A 23,779-nucleotide genomic window follows, 5' to 3' on the forward strand; every position below is an offset into this window, starting at 1 on the left:
GCCGGGCGGAGGTGCGGCATGGGGTTGCCCGTGGGGCGGCGGCGGATCGTGGTGGCGCTCGCGGCGGTGCTCGCCGCGGTGGCGACGGCCGTCGTGGTCCACCGGGTGCTGGCGCCGGCCGAGGTCAGCACGGTCGCCCGGGGCGCGTACCCGCCGGCGCCGAGCCCGGGACCCGGGGTGATCGGCCGGCTGCCGGTGGCGCCGCTGGTTGTCGACGGCCGCCTCCGCGTCTACGCCAGCGCCCGCCAGGTGTACGCCGACCAGCCGGCCGACGGGCGGTACCGGGTGACCCCGTTCTGGTCGTACCGGCGCTGGCCGGCGAAGCTCGTCGGGGTGTTCGCGGACGGCACCACCGTGGTCAGCCGCTGGTCCGACCGGAAGCTGGTGGCGCTGGACGCGCGTACCGGACGGGTCGCCTGGCGGGCCGACGGGCCGGAACCCGGCGTGCTGCCGAAGCCGCGTCGCACCTACGCCGCGACGGTCTGGGACCCGGCCGGGCTGCACGTCGCCCGCACCGCCGCCGGCCGGGCCGTGCTGGTCGTGGCCGGCGCCGGCCGGCTCGACGGGTACGACCTGGCCGACGGCCGCCGGCTCTGGCGGGTCGACCGGGAGCGCGGCTGCCTCGGCGCCGCGGGCACCACCGCCACCGGTGAGGTGCTCGGGTTGGACGCCTGTGCCGGGCCGGAGGCGGTCGAGTTCCGGGACGCCGCCACCGGTGCGGTCCGCACCCGCTGGCGCCCGCCGGAGGCCCCGGAGGAGTTCGTGGTGACGCCGGTCGGCTGCCGGCAGGGGCGCTCCGGCTGCCGGGGCCTGCGCATCGCCGATCGCGGCGACGGCAGCGGCCGGGGCTGGCTGCTGGGCTCCGGTGCGCCGGTGGCCGCGCCCGCGCTCGACGGTACGGACGCCCAACTCGACGGCGAGCGCGTCGTCGGCACCTCGGCCGGGGTGGTGATCGGCCGCTCCGCGCGTACCGGCGCGGAACTGTGGCGGCGGGACGACCTCGGGCCGGTCCGGATCATCGCGGTCGAGCCCGGTCGGATCCACCTGCTGACCGAGGGGAAGGACCTGGTGACCCTCGACCCGGCCACCGGCGCGGAGCGGTCCCGGTTCGCGATGAACATCGGCCGGGACGGGACCGGCTGGCAGCCCGGCCGGGCGTACGCGGCGGGCGGCTACGTCGCCGTGGAGCGGGCCCGCGAGCGGGCCGGGCCGGACGACGACGACCAGGCGTACTTCCTGATGGCCGAGCCCGTGCTGCTCGCCGCGACCTGAGCGCAGTGTGAGGAGGGGCCCCTTGTACAACGCCAGGCGTTGACAAGGGGCCCTTCCTTACATCTCAGGCGAGCGCGGCCTCGGCGGCGGCCAGGAAGGCGTCGTTCTCGGCCGGGGTGCCGATCGTGACCCGGACCCCGTCGCCGGGGAACGGCCGCACGATGACGCCCCGCGCCTCGCACGCCTTGCCGAAGTCGACGGCCCGGTCGCCGAGCGGCAGCCAGACGAAGTTGGCCTGGCTGGCCGGCACGTCCGGGACGAACTTGCGCAGCGCCTCGGTGACCCGGTCCCGCTCGGCCACGACCAGCGCGCAGCGCCGCTCGACCTCGTCGGCCTGGGCCAGCGCGGCGAGCGCGCCGGCCTGGGCGGCCATGCTGGTGGAGAAGGGCGTGACGACCTTGCGCACGGCGGCGGCCACGGTCGGCTCGGCGACCAGCCAGCCGATCCGCAGGCCGGCCAGCCCCCACGCCTTGGAGAGGGTGCGCAGCACCGCCACGTTCGGCCGGTCCAGGTAGCTGAGGCCGTCCGGCACCTCGGGGTCGGTGACGAACTCCCGGTACGCCTCGTCGATCACCACGAGCACGTCGTCCGGCACGGCGTCGAGGAAGCGGTCCAGCTCCGCCTTCCGGACGGCGGTGCCGGTGGGGTTGTTCGGGTTGCAGACCAGGATCATCCGGGTCCGGTCGGTCACCGCCGCCGCCATCGAGGCGAGGTCGTGGCCGTGGCCGGCGTCGTTCGGCACCCGCACGCTGGTCGCGCCGCTGGTCGCCGCGATGATCGGGTACGCCTCGAAGGACCGCCACGAGTAGAGCAGCTCGTCGCCCGGCAGGCAGGTGGCCCGGACCAGGTGCTCGGCCAGCGCCACCGACCCGCAGCCGGTGGCGATCCGGTCGGCGTCCACGCCGTACCGCTCGGCGAGGGCCTGGCGGAGCGCCACCACGCCCATGTCCGGGTAGCGGTGCGAACCGGCGACCGCCTCGGCGACCGCCTCCACCACGCCTGGCAGCGGGCCGTAGGGCACCTCGTTGCTGGCCAGCTTGATCGCCTCCGGCAGGCCCAGCTCGCGGGCCAGGTCGGCGGGGCTGCGCCCGGGCACGTAGTTGGGCAGCGCGTCCAGGTCGGCGCGGGTCAGCCGCAGCGGAGGCTGGTGACGTCCGGTGTCGGTCATGGGGTGTCTCCCGGGTGGTTGGCGCGGTCGCGCGGGGTGGTACGGGGTTCGGGCCTGGTACGCGGAAGCTGGACCACCACGGTCTGCGCGCGCTTGTCGTGCAGCGCCTGGCGCAGCGGCTGGTCGAAGAGCACCGAGACCGCGTCGACGAACTGGAGCAGCAGGCCCAGGCCGCAGCAGTACCAGAGCATGGTGGGCAGGCCGAGGGTGCTCCAGCGCCGGGTGGCCCGGCCGAAGCCGAGCGGCTGGTCTGCCTCGACCGGCAGCGCGCGGACACCCATCATCCGCTTGCCGAAGGTCTGCCCACGGGCCGCCATCGAGGGCACCTCGTACGCGAACCAGAGCGCGGTGGCGATCAGCAGGATGACGATCTGGAGCAGACCGGCCTGCTCGCCGGGCTGGGGCAGCCCCTCGGTGGAGCTGTTCCCGGCCAGCGCCCGGCGGACCGACTCCCGCAGGTACGGCGCGATCTCCTCGAGGTACCGCCAGACGAACCAGCCGTTCACCGCGACGTTGAGCAGGAACACCGCGCCGAAGTCGATCAGGCGGGCGACCAGCCGGGCGCCGTACGAGGCGAGCGGCAGCCCGTGCGGCTGCGGCAGGGGCGGCCGGCCCGGCCAGGTCGGGTACGGCCAGCCCGGGGGCGGCCCGCCCGGCTGCCCGACGCCGGTCGGCTGTCCCGGCCACGGTCCCGGTCCGCCCGGCTGTCCCGGCCACGGTCCCGGTCCGCCCGGGTGCCCGGGCCACGGGCCGGTCCCGGGTTGACCCGGCTGGGGCCCGGGGCCCGGCTGGCCCGGGTGAGCGCCGGGAGGAAGCGGTGCCGGCGCGGCCACGGGGGCCGGCTCGGGCGGCGGCGGGCCCTCGGGCGGGGTGGCGTCGACCGGGATCGGCGCGCCGATCCACCCCTCGCCGTCCCAGTACCGGCGGGTCTCGGGGTCGGCGGGGTCGACGTACCAGCCGGGTTGCACGCTCACGGTGCCAGCTCAGTTCGCGATTGCGGGGCTCGCAGACCCGGCTCACTCCTCACGCTCACGGTGCAACCTTAACGACGACCGTACCGGCGAACTTGTCGTGCAGGCACTGCTGCCAGGGCTTGTCCCAGAGCTGCCAGAACCCGTCGACGTAGTTGGCGAAGGGCACCAGCGAGCCGGCGACGAACTCGACCAGGTAGCGCTTGCCGAGAACGCCCCGGGTGAGGGGAGCGGCCGGGTCGAGCGGCACGATGCGGAGCTTCATCGCCTTCTTGCCCAGTGTCTGCCCGGTCCGGCGGGCGTACTCGACGTGGTAGAGCCAGTAGAAGACGAACATCACCAGCAGGAGCCCGGCCTCGGCGAGCAGCATCGGCAGGACGAACTCGCCCATCATCTGCGCCGGGTCGGGCTGAGCCACCGTCCCGTCCGCGTTGGCCGTCATCATCTCGCTGAACATCCGCCACCAGAGCCAGATGAAGACCGGGAAGAACAGCACCATGGCGAGCACGGTGGCCACCGCGGTGTCGATCAGCCAGGCCACCAATCGCTCACCGAAGCCGGCCAGGGGCTGCCCGTTGGGGGCCAGGGTGGGCGGCACGAAACCGGCGTGGGGGACGTACCCCGGCGGCGGCGGCGGATAGCCCGGCAGCCCGGCGTACGTGGGCGGGGTGTGCTGCCGGGGCGGCAGGTACGGCCCGGACGGGGGCGCGAAGCCGCCGCCCGCGGGTGGGGGCCCGGCGGGCGGCGGCGGGGTGCTCGGGGGAGGCTGGGTCACGCGGACAGTGTTACAGGTTGCCGCGCTTCTCCTGCTCCCGCTCGATCGCCTCGAACAGGGCCTTGAAGTTGCCCTTGCCGAAGCCGAGGGAGCCGTGCCGCTCGATCAGCTCGAAGAAGACGGTCGGGCGGTCCTGCACCGGCTTGGTGAAGATCTGCAGCAGGTAGCCGTCCTCGTCCCGGTCCACCAGGATCTTGCGGGACTGCAGCTCCTCGATCGGCACCCGTACCTCGCCGATCCGGGCGCGCAGCTCCGGGTCCTCGTAGTAGGAGTCGGGGGTGTCCAGGAACTCGACGCCGGCCGCCCGCATGGCGTCGACGCTGGCCAGGATGTCGTTGGTGGCGACGGCGATGTGCTGGGCGCCGGGGCCCTGGTAGAACTCCAGGTACTCGTCGATCTGCGACTTCTTGCGGGCGATGGCCGGCTCGTTGAGCGGGAACTTCACCTTGCGGGTGCCGTTCGCGACCACCTTGCTCATCAGCGCGGAGTAGTCGGTGGCGATGTCGTCGCCGATGAACTCGGCCATGTTGGTGAAGCCCATGACCCGCTTGTAGAACTCGACCCACTCGTCCATCCGGCCCAGCTCCACGTTGCCGACCACGTGGTCGACGGCCTGGAAGAAGCGCTTCGGCTGGATGCCGGCGTCGATCATCGGCTGCCGGTCCACGATCGGGCCGCGGGCCACGAAGCCGGGCAGGAACGGGCCGGAGTAGCGGGACCGGTCGACCAGGGTGTGCCGGGTGTCGCCGTATGTGGCGATGGCGGCCAGCCGGACGGTGCCGTGCTCGTCGCTGACGTCGTGCGGCTCGACCAGGCCGGTCGCGCCCTGCGCGGTGGCGTGCGCGTACGCGGCGTCCACGTCCGGCACCTCCAGCGCGATGTCCGAGACGCCGTCGCTGTGCCGGGCCACGTGCTCGGCGCCCTCGGCGTCCGGGCGGACCGCGCCGGTCAGCACGAACCGGGCCGAGCCGCTGGTCAGCACGTACTGGGCGTGGTCCCGGTAGCCCTGCTCCGGTCCCCGGTACGCCACGCAGGTCATGCCGAACGCGGTGGAGTAGTAGTGGGCCGCCTGCTTGGCGTTGCCGACCAGGAAGTGCACGTGGTCGAGACCCTTGACCGGGAACGGGTCCCGGGTGATGTCGTGGTCGACGGCGCCGACGAGGGCGTCGACGTCGACCTCCTCGGTCGACTCGGGTCGGTCGATCGCCTGGGTCATGGTGGCCTCCCTTGCGTACCGGCCGGCCTGGTGGGCCGCCGTTCGTGTGCTGATGTGGCGAGGATCGCCGCGCCGCCGTTCGTTGAGCAACAGTTGGCCAAAATGCTGGTCATGTTGTGCATTCGGTAAAGTGAAACCCCATGAACGCTGGTCAGGATGTACAGCTCGACGAGCTGGATGCACGACTGCTCACGTTGCTCGCCGAGGAGCCGCGGATCGGGGTGCTGGAGTGCTCCCGCCGGCTCGGGGTGGCCCGGGGCACCGTCCAGGCCCGGCTCGACAAGCTGGTCGACCGGGGGGTGATCGGCGGGTTCGGCCCGGACATCTCCCCGGCCGCGATCGGCTTCGGGGTGACCAGCTTCGTGACCCTGGAGATCAGCCAGCGGCACGGCCACGACCCGGTGACCGCGCACCTGGCGGCGATCCCGGAGGTGCTGGAGGCGCACACCATCACCGGCTCCAGCGACCTGCTCTGCCGCATCGTGGCCCGGTCGAACACCGACCTCCAGCGCGTCATCGACCAGATCGTCTCGTCCGAGGGCATCCGCCGCGCCTCCACGATCATCGCGCTGGCCGAGCAGATCCCCTACCGCACCCTCCCCCTGGTCCGCTCGGCCGCGCGCGGCGGCGCATAACACGACCGCCGACGGAGAAAGCGGCGCGACACGGCCGTTCGGGGGGTCGGCGCAGGGGTGATCGTCGCTACCGTGTGCGGTGTGAAGGGCCTTGGCGTACGTGGCTGGTTGCTGCTGGGGCTCATCACCGTGATCGTGCTCGCCTCGACCGGAGTGTGGAACCCGTTCCCGACCATGTGGGACTGGGTCGACCGGAGCGAGCCGATCTCCGAGCCGGACGTGGTCTGGCAGCAGCGGGTCGGCGGCACTCCGAAGAGCGTCACCATCGCCGGCGACACCGTGATCGTGGAGCAGCGGACCCGGGTGGAGGCCCGCAGCCTGGCCACCGGCACCCAGCTCTGGGAGCGCAAGGCGGACTGGGCGGCGGTCGCGGGGGGCGACCGGGACGCGGTCGTCGCCGTGGGCAAGCTCCTGGTCAAGGGGTACGAGCTGCTCGACCCGGCCACCGGCGTGGTGCGCCGCCACGACGACCAGGCGGTGGCCGTCTGGACGTACCGGGACCTGCTGCTCGACGTGCACTGCACGGCGGCCACCGACTGCACGCTGAGCGCCTGGGAGCCGCGCGGGACCCGGCCGCGCTGGACGGCCTTCCTGCCCGGCGTGCACAGCGGGATGCTCGCCGACAATCCGGAGCTGCTCGGCAGCCGCCGGCTGGGCACGCCGCGGATCGACGGCGGGGTGGCCGGGCCGGAGGGCGTCCCGCCGCTGCTCGGTTTCCCGGTGGACGGGCGGGTGCACGTGGTGGACACCGCCACCGGGCGGGTGCTGCAGAACGTCCAGCCCGGCCGGGAGGAGCGGCTGGCGGTGATCGGTGGCCGGCTGCTCCGGATCACCGCCACCTCGCGCGACGGGACCTGCTACTTCACCATCTCCGCCGTCGACCCGGCCAACGGACGGGAGGTGTGGCGCCGGGCCGGGGTGAACCTGCGGACCGCGGACTACGCCGGCTGCGTGCAGCGGGAGGACCCGCAGGGTGCCCGGAACGTGCTCATCGGCGTCGCCCCGGACGGCCGCGAGGCGGTGATCGACGGGTACGACGGCCGGCTGCTCCAGGTCGGCGCGGACGGCGAGAAGCTGCTCGCCGTGGACGACCGGTACGCGCTGGTGCGCAGCGCCGACAAGCACTCGATCCTCGGCCGGGAGCTGTCGGTCGACCGCACCCGGTGGACCCGGGCCGCCGGAGGGAAGAGCGGGGCGGCGCTCACCCCGTACGCGGCGGTGATCGCCGAGGACAAGCCGTCCCGGCTGATCGCGGTCGACCCGCGTACCGGGCGGGAGCTGGTGGTGCTGCGGACCTCGGCGAACGCCCTGGCGGTCGGCCCGAACGGCATGATCATCGGCGAGGGGCGGGAGATCGGGTACGTCCGCTGGGGCGCCGCCGGCAGCTCCGTCGCACCCCCGCCGGCCGGGGGCGACGTACCCGCTCCGAGGCCGGACGGCAGCTACCTGCCCCCCTCTGACCAGGGCAGCTGCGGGCCGAAGAAGGAGCTCTGCTGACCTGCGACGACGCCAGCTCGGCGCGGCGGGTGAGAGCGGCGTCCCAGGACGCCCCCGGCGGGTGCCACCGATCGACCCCTCTGCCCTAGGCTTTCCCGTCATGAGCAGTGCCGCCGCGTTCTCGTACGCCCCCTTGCTGCCGACCGGTCCCGACCAGACCGAGTACCGCCTGGTCACCGACGAGGGCGTCGATGTCGTCAACGGCCCGGGTGGCCGTCGCTTCCTCACCGTGGAGCCGTCCGCGCTGACCGCGCTGACCGCCGAGGCGATGCACGACATCGCCCACTTCCTGCGCCCGGCGCACCTGGCCCAGCTCCGGTCGATCATCGACGACCCGGCGGCCTCGCCGAACGACCGGTTCGTCGCGCTGGACCTGCTGCGCAACGCCAACATCGCCGCCGGTGGCGTGCTGCCCATGTGCCAGGACACCGGCACCGCGATCGTGATGGGCAAGCGCGGCCGGCACGTGCTGACCGACGGCACCGACGCCGAGGCCATCTCGCGCGGCGTCTACCAGGCGTACACCCGGCTGAACCTGCGCTACTCCCAGCTCGCCCCGCTGACCATGTGGGAGGAGCGGAACACCGGCAGCAACCTGCCCGCCCAGGTGGAGCTCTACGCCGAGGACCCGGACGGGCACCCGGACGCGTACAAGTTCCTCTTCATGGCCAAGGGCGGCGGCTCGGCCAACAAGTCGTACCTCTACCAGGAGACCAAGGCGCTGCTGAACCCGACGCGGATGATGCAGTTCCTGGAGGAGAAGCTGCGGCTCATCGGCACCTCGGCCTGCCCGCCCTACCACCTGGCCATCGTCATCGGCGGCACCTCCGCCGAGTACGCGCTGAAGACCGCCAAGTACGCCTCCGCGAAGTACCTGGACACCCTGCCCACCTCCGGCTCGATGAGCGCGCACGGCTTCCGTGACCTGGAGCTGGAGGCCGAGGTGCTGGAGCTGACCCGCAACTTCGGCATCGGCGCGCAGTTCGGCGGCCGCTACTTCTGCCACGACGTACGGGTCGTCCGGCTGCCCCGGCACGGCGCCTCCTGCCCGGTCGCCATCGCCGTCTCCTGCTCCGCCGACCGGCAGGCGGTGGCCAAGATCACCCCGTCCGGGGTCTGGCTGGAGCGCCTGGAGACGGACCCGGCGCGCTACCTGCCCGACGTCACCGACGCGCAGCTGGACGCCGCCGAGGTGGTCCGGGTCGACCTCAACCGGCCGATGGACGAGATCCGCGCCGAGCTGTCGAAGTACCCGGTGAAGACCCGGCTGTCGCTGACCGGCCCGCTGGTCGTGGCCCGCGACATTGCGCACGCCAAGATCGCCGAGCGGCTGGACTCGGGCGAGCCGATGCCGCAGTACCTCCGCGACCACGCCGTCTACTACGCCGGCCCGGCGAAGACCCCCGAGGGCTACGCCTCCGGCTCGTTCGGCCCGACCACCGCGGGCCGGATGGACGCGTACGTGGAGAAGTTCCAGGCGGCCGGCGGCTCGATGGTGATGCTGGCCAAGGGGAACCGGTCCGCCCAGGTCACCCGTTCCTGCCAGCAGCACGGCGGCTTCTACCTCGGCTCGATCGGCGGCCCGGCCGCCCGCCTCGCCCAGGACTGCATCAAGCACGTCGAGGTGCTCGAATACCCCGAGCTGGGCATGGAGGCGGTCTGGAAGATCGAGGTGGAGGACTTCCCGGCGTTCATCGTGGTCGACGACAAGGGCAACGACTTCTTCGCCGAGGTCACCAAGCCGGTGCTCACCGTCGGCCGGCGCTGACGTCGGTGCGCCCGCTGGGAGGGGGGATTCCCCGCGGGCGCACCGCCCCCGTCGGATGTCGTGACCGACAACCCGGAACGAGTGTCGGACGTACGGCTGTCGATCCGCTATCACATCGCTATCGCCTCGACGAGGCGGTCCGTCACCAGGGCGCTACGCTCCTGGAAGTTGCACGATGGCATTGCGGGGGACAGATGCGGTTCGGGATCCTGGGATCCCTGCGGGTGGGCACTGGCGAAGCCACCGTCACCGCGGGTCGGGACCGGACCGTGCTCGCCATGCTGCTGCTGCGCGCCGGCCGGGTGGTGCCCGTCGAGGAGCTGATCGACGCCGTCTGGGAGGAACGTCCCCCGGCCACCGCCCGGACCCAGCTGCAGATCTGCGTGTCGCGGCTGCGGCAACGGCTCGCCGTGCTCGGCCTGCCCCCGGAGATCATCGTCCGGGATCCGGTCGGCTACGGCATCCGGATCGAGCCGGACGACCTGGACGCCGACGCCTTCGCCCGGCAGGTCGAGGCCGGCCGGGCGGCGGTCGCGGCCGGGCAGCCGACCGAGGCGCGCCGGCACTACCGCGCGGCGCTCGCGCTCTGGCGCGGTCCGGCGCTGAGCGGCATCACCAGCCGGAGCGTACGCCGCCGGGCGCAGGCCCTCGACGAACAGCGGCTCGCCGCGCTGGAGGAGTGCGTCGACGTCGAGCTGCGGCTGGGCCAGGCGGCCGACGTGATCGACGAACTGACCGAGAGCGTGGAGCGCCATCCGCTGCGGGAGCGGCTGCGCCGTCAGCTCATGCTCGCCCTCTCCGCGGCCGGCCGGCAGGCCGACGCCTTGGCCGTCTACCGCGAGGGGCGCCGCATCTACGCCGAGGAACTGGGCATCGAGCCCGGTGCGGCGTTGCAGGAGCTGCATCAACGGCTGCTGACCGGCGACGCGACGGCCACCGATCGGGAGCAGCGGCCGGTGGTGGTCCCGGTCCGGTCGCTCCCTCGGGCGATCAGCGACTTCACCGGCCGGGAGCAGACGGTGGCCCGGCTGGTCAAGGAAATCGCCGAGGAGGGTGCCAGGGTCCAGCTCATCGATGGCATGGCCGGCAGCGGCAAGACCACCCTCGCGGTGCACCTGGCGAGTGCCCTCGGTGACCGGTTCCCGGACGCGCAGCTCTTCATCGACCTGCACGGGCACAGCGAGCACGCGCCGGTGACCCCGGCGGTGGCGGTGGACACCCTGCTCCGGCAGCTGGGTGTGCCCCCCAAGCGGATCCCGGTGGACCTGGACGGGCGGCTGGCGGTGTGGCGTACCGAGTTGGCCAACCGGCGGGCCGTGGTGGTGCTCGACAACGCGGCCGGTGCTGCTCAGGTGGCGCCCCTGCTGCCCAACGGGCCGGACAACCTCGTCCTGGTCACCAGCCGCCGGCGGCTGATCGGGCTCGACGACGGGCGACCGTCGTCGCTGCCGGTGCTGGACCCGGACGAGGCCGTCGAGATGCTCGGCCGGGTGGCCGGCCCGGATCGGGTGGCCGCCGAGCCGGCGGCCGCGGCGGAGGTGGTCCGCCGTTGCGGTCATCTGCCACTGGCGATCCGCTTGGCGGGTGCCCGGCTGGCCCACCGTCCACGCTGGCGAGTCGCCGACCTGGCGGCGCGGCTGGCCGCTCGGCCGGACCCGCTGGCCGAGCTGGCCGCCGGCGAGCGCTCGGTGGGTCAGGCCTTCGCGCTGTCGTACGCCCAGGTGTCGCCACCGGCGCAGCGGCTGTTCTGGCTGCTCGGTCTGCACCCGGGAGAGCGGTTCGACAACGGGGTGGCCGCGGCGCTGACAGAGCTGCCGCTGCCCGAGGCGCAGGACGTGCTCGACGAGCTGGTGGACGCGCACCTGGTCGAGGAGGTGGAGCCGGGCCAGTACCGGCTGCACGACCTGCTGCGTGGGTACGCCCGCAGTCTGCTGGCCGAGCCAGAGCGGGCCGCTGACCGTCAAGCCGCCGTCGAACGCCTGCTCGATCATTATCTGTATGTCGCCACGATGATCGCCCGCAAGATCGAGCCCAGCCCGGGCGTCGAGGACGTGCACCACCTGCCCCCGCCGCCGCGTCCCGATCTCGTCGCGGCGAGCCAGGGGCTGGGCCGCCCCTGGCTCGAGGAGAACCGCGCCGCGATGACCGCCCTGGTCCGGCTGGCCGAGGCCGAGGGCTTCCTTCGGCACTGCTGGCAACTGACTCGCGCGTCATGGTTCTTCAAACTCCACGGTGGGCACCTCGATGAACTGATCGAGACGCACACGATCGCCCTGCGGGCCGCGCAGAAGCTCCGCGACGACGAGGCGGTGGCCATTACCGCGAACCGTCTCGCCGCGACGTACAACCGGCTGGCCCGTTTCACCGAGGCGATCCAGTTGATGGAGGGCGTCGTCGACCGTTACCGCCGGCTCGGCCGGCGCCGCGAGACCGTGCACCATCTGATCAACCTGGCTGCCGCCCATGTCAGCGCCAACGAGTACCGACGCGCCCTCGAGCGCGCCGACGAGGTTCTCGCTCTGGGGCTGCTGCCGGAAGACGTGGGGGCGAGGCTGCCGAACCTGCTCAACAACCGATCGGTCGTCCTGACTCTCCTGGGCCGCTATCCCGACGCCCTCCGGGACGCCCGGCACCACCTTCTGCTGGCCCGGCGGAACGGCGATCCGTGGCACGTGGCCAACGCGACCGGCCACCTCGGGATGATCCGGCACCGGATGGGTGACCGGAGACAGGCACGCCGGTTGCTTCAGGCGGCGCTCGTGCTCAAACGCGAGAACGGCAACCGGTCCGGGGAGGGTGAGCTGCTCAACGAGATCGGGATGCTGGAGCGCGAGGAGGGCCACCCCGATCAGGCGGCGATCCGGCACCGCGACGCGCTCGTGGCGATGATCGACGCGGGGGATCGGATCGGGCAGTACGCCTCGCGCAACCTGCTGGCCCGCGCCCTCCTCGATCAGGGCGACACGGCTGGCGCCCTGGACCTGCACCGCCGGGTGCTCGACCAGGCCACCGCACTCGGCACTCGCTACGAGCAGGCGCGGGCGCTCGACGGGCTGGCCCGCTGCCTGCGCGGCACCGACCCGCATCAGGCCCGCACCTACGCCAGCCGGGCGCTGACCCTGTTCCGGCAGATCGAGTCCCCGGACCAGCGGGCGACCGAGGAGCTGCTGGCCGAGCTCGGCTGAGCGATCATCTGCGCGCCGGCGTCCGGCGCGGCAGGATGGTACGCGTGACGACTCCAGAGGCGACCGGCTACCGGATCGAACGCGACTCGATGGGCGAGGTGGAGGTGCCCGCCGAGGCGCTGTGGCGGGCCCAGACCCAGCGCGCGGTGCAGAACTTCCCGATCTCCGGCCGGGGCATCGAACCGGCCCAGATCAAGGCCCTGGCGCAGATCAAGGGGGCGGCCGCCCAGGTCAACGGCGAGCTGGGGGTGATCGGGGCGGACGTCGCCGAGGCGATCGCCACCGCCGCCGCGCACGTCGCCGACGGCGGGTACGACGACCAGTTCCCGGTGGACGTCTTCCAGACCGGCTCCGGCACCTCGTCCAACATGAACACCAACGAGGTGATCGCCACCCTGGCCGGCCGGGAGCTGGGCCGCAGCGTCCACCCGAACGACGACGTCAACGCCTCGCAGTCCAGCAACGACGTCTTCCCCTCCTCGATCCACCTGGCCGCCACGCAGTTCGTGGTGGAGGACCTGATCCCCTCGCTTAAGCACCTGGCCGGGGCGCTGGAGGAGAAGGCGGAGGAGTTCTCCACCGTGGTCAAGGCCGGGCGTACCCACCTGATGGACGCCACCCCGGTCACCCTGGGCCAGGAGTTCGGCGGGTACGCCGCCCAGGTCCGCTACGGCGTGGAGCGGCTGGAGGCGGTGTTGCCCCGGCTGGCCGAGCTGCCGCTGGGCGGGACGGCGGTGGGCACCGGCATCAACACGCCGCTCGGCTTCGCGACGAAGGTGATCGAGAAGCTGCGGGACTCGACCGGCCTGCCGTTGACCGAGGCGCGCAACCACTTCGAGGCGCAGGGCGCCCGGGACGCGCTGGTGGAGACCTCCGGCCAGCTCCGCACCATCGCGGTCGGGCTGTACAAGATGGCCAACGACATCCGCTGGATGGGCTCGGGCCCGCGTGCCGGCCTGCGCGAGCTGCGCATCCCCGACCTCCAGCCCGGCTCATCGATCATGCCCGGCAAGGTGAACCCGGTGGTCGCCGAGGCGATGCGGCAGGTCTGCGCCCAGGTGATCGGCAACGACGCCGCGGTGGCCTTCGCCGGCACGCAGGGCGACTTCGAACTGAACGTGATGCTCCCGGTGATGGGCCGCAACCTGCTGGAATCCATCAAGCTGCTGGCCGCGTCGAGCCGGCTCTTCGCCGACCGCCTGGTGGTCGGCCTGGTCGCGGACGCCGAGGTCTGCCTGGCGTACGCCGAGGGGTCGCCGTCGATCGTCACCCCGCTCAACCGCCACCTCGGGTACGACGAGGCCGCCTCGATCGCCAAGGAGGCGCTGGCCAAGCAGGTCTCCATCCGCGAGGTGGTGATCTCCCGGGGGCACATCGCCTCCGGCAAGCTCAGCGAGGCCCAGCTCGACGAGGCCCTCGACCTGCTCCGGATGACCCATCCCTGACGGCCCGGCGCGCCAGAGCGCTGACCATGCCTGATCGACGCCGCCTCGCCGATCTGGCGGTGTCCCCGCGGCCGGGATACCCCCACCTCGCCGACGTGGCGCCGGGATGCCCGGCCGCGTCCGGCCCGGTCAGGACTGGGCCGCCGCCCGGCGGGCCCGGTAGGCGCTGACGGCGGCGCGGTTGCCGCAGCCGGCGTCGCAGAACCGGCGAGAGCGGTTCTTCGACAGGTCGACCAGGACGTTGTCGCAGTCCGGGTGGTCACAGACCCGTAGCCGGCTCAGTTCGTCCATCCGGACCAGGTCGGCCATCGCCATGGCCGCCTCGACCGCCATCCGGGTGGCCAGCGGCGCGTCCCGGGGCACGGCGTGCAGGTGGTACGGCTCGTCGTCGTGCCGGATGAGCTGTGGCAGGGCGTGCGACTCGCGGAGCAGGGCGTTGACGATCGCCACCACCTCGTCGGGGTCGGCGTGCCAGAGCCGGCGCAGCCGGGGCCGCAGGGCGCGGACGTCGCGCAGCTCCGCCTCGGTGTGCTCGTGCCGGCCGGTCCAGGCGTGGGCGGTGAAGAACTCGTCGAGGGCGGCCACGTCGGGCAGCCCCTCCCGGTCGGGACCGGTGGTGTTGACCAGCGCTGCGGTCGCGGTGAGACCGCACTCGGTGTCATGAGCGAAAAGCAACTTGACTCCTGTCAGGGTGCCGGCCTAGCGTCATCAGCATAACCTCGTTTGACTCATGACGGGTCGTCGGATCAAGGAGCTGTCGATGCGTGAACGGCCCGGCGTCGGCCTCGGCCTGGCCCTGCTCTCCGCGCTCACCTTCGCCACGTCGGGCACCTTCGCCCGCCCGCTGATCACCGGCGACTGGTCCGCCGAGGCGGTGGTGCTGGCCCGGGTCGGCATCGCCGCGCTGGTGCTGGCCGTGCCGGCCCTCGTGGCGCTGCGCGGGCGGCTGCCGGTGCTGCGCCGCAACGCCGGCACCGTCGTGGTGTTCGGGCTGCTCGGGGTGGCCCTGGCCCAGGCGTGCTTCTTCAACGCGGTCCGCTACCTGCCGGTCGGCGTCGCGCTGCTGCTGGAGTACCTCGGCATCGTGCTGGTGGTCGGCTGGATGTGGCTGGTCCACGGACAGCGGCCCCGGCTGCTCACCGTCATCGGGTCGCTGACCGCGCTCGCCGGCCTCGCCCTCGTGCTGGACCTGACCGGCGCCGGCCGGCTCGACCCGGTCGGGGTGCTCTGGGGGCTCGGCGCCGGGGTCGGGCTGGCCGGCTACTTCGTCATCGCCGGCCGCGTCGACGCCGAGCTGCCGTCCGTGGTGATGGCGAGCGGCGGCATGGCCGTCGGCGCGCTGGTGCTGCTCCTGCTCGGGCTGGTCGGGGCGCTCCCGCTGCACGCCGGCACTGCCGACGTCACCTTCGCCGGGCACCGGATGAGCTGGCTGGTGCCGATCGCCGGGCTGTCGCTGATCGCCGCGGTGGTCGCGTACCTCACCGGGGTGGCCGGGGCCCGGCTGCTCGGGGCGCGGCTGTCGTCCTTCGTCGGGCTGACCGAGGTGATGTTCGCGGTGCTGATCGCCTGGCTGGTGCTGGGCGAACTGCCGGCCGGGATCCAGTTGCTCGGCGGCGCGCTGATCGTCGCCGGGGTCGCCCTGGTCCGGCTGGACGAGCTGCGTGCCGCGCCGGACGCGGTCCCGCCGACCCCGGCCGAGCCGGCCCTGGCCGGCGAACGATGAGCGAACGACAGGCATTGAGCCCGATGTCGTCGCCGCTCAGGCGGCCGCGACAGCCCGTTGAGCCACCACCCGTTGGGCCGATCGTGACGGCCCCCTGCCCGACGGTGACAGTTCCCTGCCCGATCCGTCGGCGGATGCTTGCCGAGCGGAAAGAATCCGCGCTGACCACTGGCGGAAATGGCGTCGGTGAGATGTGATGCCAAGCACGTCCCTCGAACCGAGAGGAAAGATGTGGTGAGCAGACGCTTCACCGCCGGTGCCGTCGCGACCGTGGCGGCCCTGGCAACCGTGCTGGCCGGACAGACCAGCATGGCCGGCGCCGCCCCGTCGACCACCACCGAGTACACCGTGGTCGCCGAGAAGGGCATCTCGGCCGACGCCGCCGTCGCGGCGATCGAGGCCGCCGGCGGCACCGTCGTGTCCCGTACCGACAGCCTGGGGATCTTCCAGGTGCGCAGCGACCGGTCCGACTTCGCCAGCCGCGCCGCCGCCGCCCAGGCTCTCGTCGGCGCCGCCCAGCAGAAGGCCATCGGCCGCGCGCCGAAGATCGACCGCGTCGAGCAGGAGCACCTGCTGGCGGACGTGGCGAGCAAGGGCACCGGCGCCGTTTCCGCCAGCCAGTCGGCTGGCATGGACCCCCTTGACGACAAGCTCTGGGGCCTGTCGATGATCCACGCCGACAAGGCGCGGCAGACCGAGCCGGGCAAGCGCGGGGTGACCGTCGGCGTCCTGGACACCGGCCTCGACGCGAGCAACCCGGACCTGGCGGCCAACTTCAACTGGTCGCTGTCCAAGAACTTCGCCCCCGACATGACCGATGTGGACGGCCCTTGCGAGGTGGCGAGCTGCCTCGACCCGGTCGGTACCGACGACGGCGGCCACGGCACGCACGTCGCCGGCACGATCGGCGCGGCCGCGAACGGCTTCGGCGTCTCCGGCGTCGCCCCGAACGTGACCCTGGTCGAGCTCAAGGGCGGTCAGGACTCCGGGTACTTCTTCCTGAACCCGGTGGTCAACGCCCTGGTCCACGCCGGTGACGTCGGCCTCGACGTGGTCAACATGTCCTTCTACGTCGACCCGTGGCTCTACAACTGCACCGCCAACCCGGCCGACTCGCCCGAGGCGCAGGCGGAGCAGCAGGTCATCATCGAGGGCATGAACCGGGCGCTCAACTACGCGCACGACAAGGGGGTCACCCTCGTCGGCGCGCTCGGCAACAACCACGAGGACCTCGGCAACCCGCGGACCGACACCTCCAGCCCGGACTACGGCGCGCCGGCCTACCCCCGGCCGATCGACAACTCCAGCTGCTGGGACCTGCCGGCGGAGGGCCCGCACGTGATCGGGGTGTCGGCGCTCGGCCCCTCTGGCAAGAAGTCGGACTTCTCCAACTACGGCGTCGAGCAGATCTCGGTGGCCGCCCCCGGTGGCTGGTTCCGGGACGGCTACGGCACGTCGTCGTACCGGACCGACGCCAACATGATCCTGTCGACCTACCCGAAGAAGGTCCTCCAGGAGGAGGGCTCGGTCGACAAGCACGGCAACGTCGTGCCGGCCGCCCGCAGCTTCGTCTTCAAGGAGTGCACCGAGGCAGGTGTCTGCGGCTACTACACCTACCTGCAGGGCACGTCGATGGCGTCGCCGCACGCCGCAGGCGTGGCGTCGCTGATCGTCAGCAAGTTCGGCAAGGCCGACAACGAGCTGGGTGGTCTGCGGATGCCTCCCGCCCTCGTGGAGAAGCAGCTCTACGCCACGGCGGCCGAGCACGCCTGCCCGGAGCCGCGCCTGCAGACCTACACCAACGAGGGCCGGTCGGCGGAGTTCAACGCCTACTGCGAGGGTGACGAGGAGTTCAACGGCTTCTACGGGTACGGCATCGTCGACGCGTACGCCGCGGTGACGACCCCCATGTGACAGCCGCACCTCGGTGCGGGGCCCGGGTGACCGTCTGGTCGCCCGGGCCCTTCCGTGTGCCCGGGAAGGTGACGACTTGGCGTAGCCGACCCGTAGGCCGCCCGTAGCGACCTCGGCCAGGCTCGCCGTGGCCGTGCACCCGATCCACGGCCACGGTCTCTCACCGAGGAGTCCCATGCGCTGGCTTCGTACGTCCTCCCGCCGGTGGAGCGCCACCGCGCTCACCGCCGTCACCATCGGCACCGCCGTCGCCGCGGTACCCGCGACCCCGGCGCTCGCCGCCGGTCCCGCCGACCACGTCCTCTACTGGAACAACGTCCTGCTCCGGACCTACCGCCAGGTGGGCGGCGCACCGGGGCCGCTGGCCCGCGCCGGGGCGATGGTGCACGGCGCCATGTACGACGCCGCCAACTCGGCGCTCTGTGCCACCGGCGCCGACCGGTGCCTCGGCCAGCCGTACCGGGTCAAGGTAGCGCCGACCGCCGGGGTCACCCCGGACTTCGCCACCGCTGTGGACTACGCGGCGTACGACACCCTGCGCAGCATCTACCCGACGATCAACTTCGACGCGGACCTGGCCACCGCCCAGGAGGGCATCGCCGGCTCGGCCGCCCGCACCGACGGGCAGCGGATCGGCTCGGCCGCCGCTCAGGCGATGATCAGCTTTCGGACCGGTGACGGCTCGCCGGACAACTCCACCTACGTGGACGGCACCGTCCCGGGGCAGTGGCGGGCGACCGACACGAAGCGCGCCGCGGCCACCCCGAGCTGGGGGCTGGTCAAGCCGTTCACGATGACCTCCAACACCCAGTTCCGGCCCGGCCCGCCGGCCGGCTACACCACGTACGACAGCCTGCTGCGCAGCGACGAGTACGCCAGGCAGGTCAACGAGGTCAAGGACCTGGGCCGGTACGACAGCACCCTGCGCACCGCCGACCAGACCGAGATCGCCTGGTTCTGGGCCAACGATCTCGACGGCACCTACAAGCCCCCGGGCCAGCTCTTCGCCCACACCCAGGAACTCGCCAAGGCCGCGAAGCTCACCCAGGCCGGCAACGCCCGCCTCTTCGCGCTGGTCGGCCTCGCGATGGGCGATGCCGCGATCGTGTCCTGGGACACCAAGTTCCAGACCACCATCGACCTCTGGCGGCCGGAGAGCGCCATCACGCTGGCCGGTGACGACAACAACGACGCCACCGTCGCCGACCCGAACTGGAAGCCGCTCTCCATCGACGAGGCCGGCGACCGCTTCTCCCCACCGTTCCCGGCGTACAGCTCCGGCCACGCCACCTTCGCGGCGGCCTGGGCGGGCGCGGTGAAGGGCTTCTTCGGCACCGACGCCTTCCGGTTCACCGGCGGCACCGACGACACGCACGCCACGGTGAGGCAGCGGACGTACAACAGCTTCAGCACGGCCGCCACCGAGAACGCCCGCAGCCGCATCTACCTGGGCGTGCACTACCAGTTCGACGCGGACAGCGGGATGTCGTCCGGCACCTCGCTGGCCAACTACGTGACCGCCAACTTCCTGCGGCCCACCTCGACCTACACCTTCGACGGCTTCTGGACCGGCGGCACGAAGGTCGGGAACGTGATCTACGTGGCACCGCCCGCGTCGTACCTGCTTGAGTTCACGCTCAGGGACGCCGCCGGCAACCCGGTGACCGACCCCGGCGCGGTCGTCGGCGCCTCCTGGGACGGCTCGCCGGCCGGCACCGTCTACGCGACGCCCACCTACAACGCCAGCAAGGGCCGGTACGAGGTGGGCATCTCCACCAACCGCAACTGCAGCGGGCCGTACCCCTTCTCGGTGCTGCTGCGGGACGGTTCCCGGCGCACCATCACCGTCGACTGCGACGTCGTCTGACCCGGACACCACAGGTCGGCGCGGCCGGAACCGTCCGGCCGCGCCGACCGGCGTCACCGGCTCGGCTCGCCCAGCTCCAGCTCACGGCGGATGTCCCGCAGCATCCGCTCCACCCGGGCGAGCCGGGTCAGCGCCCGGTCGAGGGCGTCACCGCGCGGGTCCACGGTCAGCGGGCCCTCGGACGCCAGCAGGTCCCGGTAGGCGCGGGACAGTTCGCGGCCCGGCTCCAGCCCCAGCTCGTCCCGGAGCACCGCCCGGGCCCGGCGGTAGCAGGCGATCGCCTCGCTGCGACGTCCCGCGGCGTGCAGGGCCACCAGCAGGTGCCGCCACAAGGGCTCGTGCAGCGGGTGCCGTTCCACCAGGGTGGTCAGCTTGGGGATCAACTCGTGGTGCCGGCCGGCCGCCAGGTCGAGGCCGATCAGCTCGGTCAGTGCCGCCAGCCGCTCCTCGGCCAGCCGGCCCGCCTCGGCCCGGGCGAACGGGGCGTCCAGGTCGCCCAGCGGTGGTCCGGCGTACAGCCGCAGCGCCGCCCGGTACGCCTCGGCGGCGGCGATCGGCCGGCCGAGCGCCGCCTCGGCGCGGGCCTGCCGGGTCAGTTGCCGGAACACGGCCACGTCGATCTCGTCCGGCCGTACGCGCAGCAGGTAGCCGGTGGCGTGGGTACGGACCTCCACCTCCGGCAGCGCGCGCAGGCCGCGCCGGATCACGGAGATCTGGGCGTGCACCTGGGTCCGGACGCTCCTCGGCGGCGCGTCCCCCCAGACCTCGTCGATGATCCGCTCCACCGGGACCAGTGTGCCCGGGTTGAGCAGCAGCAACGCGAGGACGCAGCGGGCCCGGTTGCCGTCCAGCCGGACCGGCCGGCCGTCCTCCTCCACCGCGAACGGTCCCAGTAGCCGGAACCTCATGACGGGTCCGGACCCTCGTGTGACCAGGCACGCCGACAGCAGCTCATCAGTCCTCCACCCCCCGTGTCAGAGGAGAACGCGACGCTGCCGCAACCATAGAAGTTGCACGATGCAATGGCAATGACACGGACAGTCGAAAGCCGCCGTGCGCCGGGAAATCCGGCGACGACGGGTCAGGACAGGGCGGCGGCGACCGCCTCGGCCGCGGCGGTCACCTGGGCGCCGACCACCGCCACGTCGAGCGGGGCCAGCGACACCACGCCGACGCTCGCCTCCATGCCCGGCACCCCCAGCACCGGCGCGGCCACCCCGTACGCCCCGGACTGCAACTCGCCGCTGGTGCTCACCGGCCCGGCGTCGCCCGCCCGGCCGGCCAGGATGGCCCGACCCGCCGCGCCCCGCTCCAACGGGTGTCGGGACCCGGTCCGGTACGCCACGTGGAACGACGTCCAGCTGGGCTCCACCACCGCGAGGGCGACGCCCTCCCCGCCCTCCACCACCGTCAGGTGGGCCGTCGCGCCGGCCTGCTCGGCCAGCCGGCGCAGCGCGGGCAGCGCCCCCTCGGCGAGCAGCGGCTGGGCCCGCCGGGCCAGCTGCAGGACGCCGGCGCCGAGGCGCAGCCGGCCCGCGCCGTCCCGGCGTAGCATGCCGTGCCCGGTCAGCGCCCCGACCAGCCGGTAGACCGCCGCGCGCCCGATGCCCAGCCGGCTCGCCGCCTCGGTGACGGTCAGCCCGTTGGGCGCGTCCGCGACCAGGTGCAGCAGGCGTAGCCCCCGGTCCAGGGTCTGGGCCGTCTCCGGTGCGCGCGCCGCGGTGTCCACGCACGCAGCGTACGACCCGGCTCCCGACAACCTCGAAATGCGCGGACGGCTACCCTTGTACGGTGACGCTACGCCTGTATGACACCGCCACCCGATCGGTGCGGGACTTCGTCCCGCGGGAAGCCGGCAAGGTGGGGGTCTACCTGTGTGGTCTCACCCTCCAGGCCCCGCCGCACATCGGCCACCTTCGCTCCGGCGTCAGCTACGACGTGCTGCGCCGCTGGCTGATGGCGTCCGGTTTCGAGGTCAACTTCATCCGGAATCTGACCGACATCGACGACAAGATCCTGGTCAAGTCGACGGAGCGGGGCCGGCCGTTCTGGTCGATCGCGTACGCCAACGAGCAGATCCTGGCCGCGTCGTACCGGGCGCTGAACGTGCTGCCGCCGACCTACGAGCCGCGGGCCACCGGGCACATCCCGGAGATGCACCAGCTCATCGCGCGGCTGATCGAGACCGGGCACGCCTACCCGGCCACCGACGGCTCCGGCGACGTCTACTTCGACGTGGCCTCCTGGCCGGCGTACGGGTCGCTGTCCGGCCAGTCGCCGGAGGACATGCAGTCGGCCGGGGACGCCCCGGAGCGGGGCAAGCGTGACCCCCGCGACTTCGCCCTCTGGAAGGGCGCCAAGCCGGACGAGCCGGCGGACGCCTACTGGCCGTCGCCGTGGGGCCGGGGCCGGCCCGGCTGGCACATCGAGTGCTCCGCGATGTGCTGGCGCTACCTGGGCGCCGAGTTCGACATCCACGGCGGCGGGCTCGACCTGATCTTCCCGCACCACGAGAACGAGATCGCCCAGTCCCAGGCGGCCGACCTGCCGTTCGCCCGCTACTGGGTGCACCACGGGCTGCTCGGCATCGGCGGCACCAAGATGGGCAAGTCGCTGGGCAACACCCTCGACCTCGACTACGTGGCGTCCCTCGGGGTGCGCCCGGTGGAACTGCGCTACTACTACGCCGCCGCGCACTACCGGTCCCGCATCGACTATTCCGAGGACGCGCTGCGCGAGGCCGCCGTGGCGTACCGGCGGATCGAGGGCTTCGTCCAGCGAGCGACCGAGCGGGTGGGCGCCGGGCAGCCCGGCGAGCTGCCGGCCGGCTTCGTCGCGGCGATGGACGACGACCTCAACACCTCGGCCGCGCTGGCCGTGCTGCACGAGGTGGTCCGGGACGGCAACACCGCGCTGACCGCGGGCGACGATGTGACCGTCCGCACCACGCTGGCCGCCGCCCGGGCGATGCTGGATATCCTCGGGGTCGACCCCCTGGACCCGGCCTGGACGACCGGCGGCGGCCGCGCGGACGACCTGCGCGGCGTCGTGGACTCGCTGATCTCGCTCGCCCTGGAGCAGCGCGCGCAGGCCCGCAGCCGCAAGGACTGGGCCGCCGCCGACGCCGTACGCGACCAGCTCAAGCAGGCCGGCGTGGTGGTCGAGGACACCCCCCAGGGCCCCCGTTGGACTATTGGAGAGCAGGACTAGATGGCCGGCAACTCGCAGCGCCGTGGCCGGCGGCTGACGCCGAAGGCGGGCGCCCCGAAGGGCTCCGGCGGCAAGGGCAAGGACGCCCTCGCCGGGCGGGGCCGCACCCTGCCCGCAGACGAGCGGCCCTGGCACAAGGCGTACTCGGGCACCGAGAAGCTGCCCCAGCGCACCGCCTGGAAACAGGAGAAGGAGCGTCGCGCGGCGGCCGAGGAGGGGCGCGCCCCCAAGATCGGCCAGCCGGGCACCAAGGACACCACCTGGGGCAAGGGCAGCCGGGCCGGCGTGCCGCTGAAGGGCGGCAAGGGCAGGCCCGCCGGCCGGGGCGGCCCCCGGGTCGCCCCGGGGCGTAAGTCCACCCCGGCGAAGGACAGCCCGGAGCTGCTGGTCGGCCGGAACCCGGTGCTGGAGTCGCTGCGCGCCCAGGTGCCGGCGACCGCCCTCTACACCGCCCAGGGCATCGACATCGACGACCGGGTCAACGAGATCGTCCGGACGGCCGCCGACCGGGGCATCGCGATCCTGGAGGTCAGCCGGGCCGAGCTGGACCGGATGACCGGCGGGGTGCTGCACCAGGGCGTCGGCCTCCAGGTGCCGCCGTTCGCGTACGAGCCGTTCGAGGACCTGATGGCGGCTTCGCTGGAGCAGGCCGCCCCGCTGCTGGTCGCGCTGGACGGGGTAACCGACCCGCGCAACCTCGGCGCGGTGATCCGGTCCGCCGCCGCGTTCGGCGCGCAGGGCGTGTTCGTACCGGAGCGGCGGGCGGCCGGGATCACCGCGACCGCCTGGCGGACCAGCGCCGGCGCGGCCGCGCGGGTGCCGGTCGCCCAGGTCACCAACCTGACCCGGTCGCTGAAGGCGTGCAAGGACGCCGGCTTCGTCGTGGTCGGCCTGGACGCCGACGGCGAGACCGACCTGTACGACCTGGAGGCCGCCGTCGGCCCGCTGGTCGTGGTGGTCGGCTCGGAGGGGCGTGGGCTGTCCCGGCTGGTCGGCGAGACCTGCGACCTGACCGTGAGCATCCCGATGGTTTCGGACGTCGAGTCGCTCAACGCCAGTGTCGCCGCCGCGGTCACCCTCGCCGAGGTCGCCCGCCGCCGCTCCGTCGAGATGTAGTCACCCGAGCACACGAA

At 73.0% G+C, this 23,779-nt stretch carries 18 protein-coding genes; 11 read left to right on the top strand and 7 right to left on the bottom strand.

Going from position 1 to position 23,779, the window contains the following annotated elements; translation table 11 throughout:
- The first annotated feature begins 18 nt into the window (after positions 1–18).
- Positions 19–1,272, top strand: a complete 1,254-nt coding sequence (locus tag ACGFI9_RS15515) for a PQQ-binding-like beta-propeller repeat protein (protein ID WP_393178625.1) — start codon at positions 19–21, stop codon at positions 1,270–1,272.
- Between the two features lie 64 nt (positions 1,273–1,336).
- On the opposite strand, the gene hisC is transcribed toward ACGFI9_RS15515, so the two are convergent.
- The 4 genes from hisC to hppD are packed head-to-tail and all read right to left on the bottom strand — an operon-like array spanning position 1,337 to position 5,402.
- Positions 1,337–2,440, bottom strand: coding sequence for a histidinol-phosphate transaminase (gene hisC / locus ACGFI9_RS15520; protein WP_393178626.1), 1,104 nt, complete (start codon positions 2,438–2,440; stop codon positions 1,337–1,339).
- Positions 2,437–3,414, bottom strand: coding sequence for an RDD family protein (locus tag ACGFI9_RS15525; protein WP_393178627.1), 978 nt, complete (start codon positions 3,412–3,414; stop codon positions 2,437–2,439). Before ACGFI9_RS15525 ends, hisC begins: the two co-directional genes overlap by 4 nt.
- 55 nt (positions 3,415–3,469) lie before the next feature.
- The gene (locus ACGFI9_RS15530) at positions 3,470–4,186 is read right to left on the bottom strand and encodes an RDD family protein (RefSeq protein WP_393178628.1); all 717 of its coding nucleotides are present in this window, start codon (positions 4,184–4,186) and stop codon (positions 3,470–3,472) included.
- Positions 4,187–4,196: 10 nt separating this feature from the next.
- A complete protein-coding gene (gene hppD / locus ACGFI9_RS15535) occupies positions 4,197–5,402 on the bottom strand; it encodes a 4-hydroxyphenylpyruvate dioxygenase (RefSeq protein WP_393178629.1) in 1,206 nt (401 codons plus the stop codon).
- Positions 5,403–5,542: 140 nt separating this feature from the next.
- Between hppD and ACGFI9_RS15540 the strand changes: the two genes are divergently transcribed.
- From ACGFI9_RS15540 to ACGFI9_RS15560, 5 genes are all read left to right on the top strand, one after another.
- Positions 5,543–6,037 carry an Lrp/AsnC family transcriptional regulator gene (locus tag ACGFI9_RS15540; RefSeq protein ID WP_393178630.1) on the top strand — a complete coding sequence of 165 codons (495 nt, stop codon included), beginning with the start codon at positions 5,543–5,545 and terminating at the stop codon, positions 6,035–6,037.
- 123 nt (positions 6,038–6,160) lie between these two features.
- Positions 6,161–7,534, top strand: a complete 1,374-nt coding sequence (locus tag ACGFI9_RS15545) for a PQQ-binding-like beta-propeller repeat protein (RefSeq protein ID WP_393178899.1) — start codon at positions 6,161–6,163, stop codon at positions 7,532–7,534.
- A 100-nt stretch (positions 7,535–7,634) separates the two neighbouring features.
- A complete protein-coding gene (locus ACGFI9_RS15550) occupies positions 7,635–9,302 on the top strand; it encodes a fumarate hydratase (protein WP_393178631.1) in 1,668 nt (555 codons plus the stop codon).
- Positions 9,303–9,496: 194 nt separating this feature from the next.
- Positions 9,497–12,487: a BTAD domain-containing putative transcriptional regulator gene (locus ACGFI9_RS15555; RefSeq protein WP_393178632.1), complete on the top strand. Its 2,991-nt coding sequence runs from the start codon at positions 9,497–9,499 to the stop codon at positions 12,485–12,487.
- 35 nt (positions 12,488–12,522) lie between these two features.
- On the top strand, positions 12,523–13,932 hold the full coding sequence (locus ACGFI9_RS15560) for a class II fumarate hydratase (protein WP_393178633.1): 1,410 nt from the start codon (positions 12,523–12,525) through the stop codon (positions 13,930–13,932).
- 129 nt (positions 13,933–14,061) lie between these two features.
- On the opposite strand, the gene ACGFI9_RS15565 is transcribed toward ACGFI9_RS15560, so the two are convergent.
- Positions 14,062–14,607: a CGNR zinc finger domain-containing protein gene (locus ACGFI9_RS15565; RefSeq protein ID WP_393178634.1), complete on the bottom strand. Its 546-nt coding sequence runs from the start codon at positions 14,605–14,607 to the stop codon at positions 14,062–14,064.
- An 85-nt stretch (positions 14,608–14,692) separates the two neighbouring features.
- On the opposite strand from ACGFI9_RS15565, the gene ACGFI9_RS15570 reads away from it, so the two are divergent.
- From ACGFI9_RS15570 to ACGFI9_RS15580, 3 genes are all read left to right on the top strand, one after another.
- Entirely contained in the window at positions 14,693–15,655 is a 963-nt protein-coding gene (locus tag ACGFI9_RS15570) for a DMT family transporter (protein ID WP_393178635.1), read from the top strand.
- 234 nt (positions 15,656–15,889) lie between these two features.
- A complete protein-coding gene (locus ACGFI9_RS15575) occupies positions 15,890–17,569 on the top strand; it encodes a S8 family serine peptidase (protein ID WP_393178636.1) in 1,680 nt (559 codons plus the stop codon).
- 175 nt (positions 17,570–17,744) lie between these two features.
- The gene (locus ACGFI9_RS15580; protein ID WP_393178637.1) at positions 17,745–19,436 is read left to right on the top strand and encodes a vanadium-dependent haloperoxidase; all 1,692 of its coding nucleotides are present in this window, start codon (positions 17,745–17,747) and stop codon (positions 19,434–19,436) included.
- 53 nt (positions 19,437–19,489) lie between these two features.
- On the opposite strand, the gene ACGFI9_RS15585 is transcribed toward ACGFI9_RS15580, so the two are convergent.
- Both ACGFI9_RS15585 and ACGFI9_RS15590 read right to left on the bottom strand, forming a co-directional pair.
- On the bottom strand, positions 19,490–20,344 hold the full coding sequence (locus tag ACGFI9_RS15585) for a BTAD domain-containing putative transcriptional regulator (RefSeq protein WP_393178638.1): 855 nt from the start codon (positions 20,342–20,344) through the stop codon (positions 19,490–19,492).
- A 173-nt stretch (positions 20,345–20,517) separates the two neighbouring features.
- On the bottom strand, positions 20,518–21,165 hold the full coding sequence (locus ACGFI9_RS15590) for an IclR family transcriptional regulator (RefSeq protein WP_393178639.1): 648 nt from the start codon (positions 21,163–21,165) through the stop codon (positions 20,518–20,520).
- 62 nt (positions 21,166–21,227) lie between these two features.
- Between ACGFI9_RS15590 and cysS the strand changes: the two genes are divergently transcribed.
- Positions 21,228–22,646: a cysteine--tRNA ligase gene (gene cysS, locus ACGFI9_RS15595; protein ID WP_393178640.1), complete on the top strand. Its 1,419-nt coding sequence runs from the start codon at positions 21,228–21,230 to the stop codon at positions 22,644–22,646.
- Entirely contained in the window at positions 22,647–23,762 is a 1,116-nt protein-coding gene (gene rlmB / locus ACGFI9_RS15600; RefSeq protein WP_393178641.1) for a 23S rRNA (guanosine(2251)-2'-O)-methyltransferase RlmB, read from the top strand.
- Positions 23,763–23,779: the final 17 nt, after the last annotated feature.

Source organism: Micromonospora sp. NPDC048930 (genome assembly GCF_043197935.1).
In the GTDB taxonomy this organism is placed as follows: Bacteria; Actinomycetota; Actinomycetes; order Mycobacteriales; family Micromonosporaceae; genus Micromonospora.

Coding starts and splice junctions, on each gene's coding strand:
- hisC (WP_393178626.1), bottom strand. CDS start 2,440: ATGACCGACACCGGACGTCACCAGCCTCCGCTGCGGCTGACCCGCGCC.
- ACGFI9_RS15515 (WP_393178625.1), top strand. CDS start 19: ATGGGGTTGCCCGTGGGGCGGCGGCGGATCGTGGTGGCGCTCGCGGCG.
- ACGFI9_RS15550 (WP_393178631.1), top strand. CDS start 7,635: ATGAGCAGTGCCGCCGCGTTCTCGTACGCCCCCTTGCTGCCGACCGGT.
- ACGFI9_RS15555 (WP_393178632.1), top strand. CDS start 9,497: ATGCGGTTCGGGATCCTGGGATCCCTGCGGGTGGGCACTGGCGAAGCC.
- ACGFI9_RS15540 (WP_393178630.1), top strand. CDS start 5,543: ATGAACGCTGGTCAGGATGTACAGCTCGACGAGCTGGATGCACGACTG.
- ACGFI9_RS15570 (WP_393178635.1), top strand. CDS start 14,693: ATGCGTGAACGGCCCGGCGTCGGCCTCGGCCTGGCCCTGCTCTCCGCG.
- hppD (WP_393178629.1), bottom strand. CDS start 5,402: ATGACCCAGGCGATCGACCGACCCGAGTCGACCGAGGAGGTCGACGTC.
- ACGFI9_RS15560 (WP_393178633.1), top strand. CDS start 12,523: ATGGTACGCGTGACGACTCCAGAGGCGACCGGCTACCGGATCGAACGC.
- ACGFI9_RS15580 (WP_393178637.1), top strand. CDS start 17,745: ATGCGCTGGCTTCGTACGTCCTCCCGCCGGTGGAGCGCCACCGCGCTC.
- ACGFI9_RS15585 (WP_393178638.1), bottom strand. CDS start 20,344: ATGAGGTTCCGGCTACTGGGACCGTTCGCGGTGGAGGAGGACGGCCGG.
- rlmB (WP_393178641.1), top strand. CDS start 22,647: ATGGCCGGCAACTCGCAGCGCCGTGGCCGGCGGCTGACGCCGAAGGCG.